This is a genomic window from Pseudovibrio sp. POLY-S9 (assembly GCF_001431305.1).
Classification (GTDB): domain Bacteria; phylum Pseudomonadota; class Alphaproteobacteria; order Rhizobiales; family Stappiaceae; genus Pseudovibrio.
Genome location: NZ_LCWX01000036.1, coordinates 1 through 1,428, shown reverse-complemented (window position 1 = coordinate 1,428; position 1,428 = coordinate 1). Strand labels below are relative to the sequence as shown.

Annotated in this window: 2 protein-coding genes; both read right to left on the bottom strand. The window is 52.5% G+C overall.

The window, feature by feature from the left end:
• Positions 1-665: methyltransferase (locus PPL9_RS02175; RefSeq protein ID WP_057461112.1), on the bottom strand; the 665-nt coding region annotated here is incomplete at its 3' end.
• Between the two features lie 515 nt (positions 666-1,180).
• A partial coding sequence (locus PPL9_RS02170) for a helix-turn-helix domain-containing protein (RefSeq protein WP_161831184.1) occupies positions 1,181-1,428 on the bottom strand: 248 nt, incomplete at its 5' end.

Genomic DNA, 1,428 nt, shown 5'->3' with positions numbered 1-1,428 from the left:
GTATCAATCCCCACGCCTGCCGTCATTTCAAAACCCTGTTTAGCTGCAAACTTGCCGCCTGCGCTGGTTGGCGTCTGGCGATGGCACTGCACACCAGAATAAGCAAAGCTGGCGGAGTTCTGGGGAATGATAAATGTTCCCTCATCTGCAAGTTTTGAGGCGATATCTATGACATGGTGTTCAAACAGCCCGCCTTTATAGCTTGGGCCATTGCCTGAGCGCGGCACCTTGCCAAAGGGCGGGTTGCTGATCGCCTGATCAAACCTGCCAAGATTGAGCTCTTCCCACTCAAACACATCAGCACAAATCCAGGTTGCCTCAGGAAGCAGTTTCTTTCCAACGGCCACATAAGCGGGGTTGCGTTCAATGCACACGATTTCCGGCGCTCTGCCGTTGCGCTCCTTCAAGCGGTGGTAGACTGCAAAGGACAGCATTCCAATGCCGGCACAAAGATCAATGATCCGGTGGCCGCCACAGTCAAATGAGAAATCAAAAGCCAGATCCCAAGGGGTGAAAAACGCGCCACGGGAGCCGTTTTCAAACTCAGCGCCTTCATGCCAGTTTTGAAAAACAAAATCCTTGTCATCTTCAGAGAGCACGTCTTTGTTAAGGAGGTCCACTGCTTGTGCGTGGCGCTTTGCTTCTGCTTTGGTGAGTTTAGCCATTGTTCTTGCTCCCTGTGAGGTCCGTTTCATTTCCCTTGTCTTTAAAACGGGTGTGCGGGAGCTGGTGAGAAGAGAGGCTGTCCATGATCTCCCGCAGCCGCCAGGTGAGGAAGATTGTGGGCAGGGGAGCGACGAACTAGCTTTCGTGAGGGCGCGAGCCCTTGTAGCTGGTCCTCATGTCAAAACGACATAAAAAGAAAGAAGAAGGTGCAACCCTGCACGAAGGACAGTCACCATATGGCAGAGACAGACTGCCTAAGGCACTTAGCAAGGCTTGGCGCTGTGGTGGCTCAGGAAGAGACAACGCGGCTCCTTTGCCGCGCTTAGTGGTGTGGTAGTTTGACTCTGTAAGCGCCGATAGGCGCGTTGATTGGCCTGACCCGTCAGGGGCGTGTCCAATTACCAATCAAACCAAAGCGATAGTGCCAATGCTGACACTGAGGACCATAGAAACCCAAACAACCCCGAACTTTCGGGCGTTTCCATCATGGGTTGATCTGATCTGAATGACGGGCTTAATTTTGCTGCCTCTTCCCAAACATTATTTCCCGCAACTCATCACGGGGGATATTGGCGAAGGCATCGAGTTTCGATGTCTTCGGCTCTAACAAACTGTAAATCGCGGCACGTGAAACGCTGAAGGTTGCCGCTATCTGTGAGATGGTCTTGCCTGAAGCCTTCATTTCAACAGCTTCAAGCTGCTGCTCTTCGCTCAGCTTAGACGGTCGCCCCTGCTTCCTCTTCGCCTTCTCAATCGCCAATG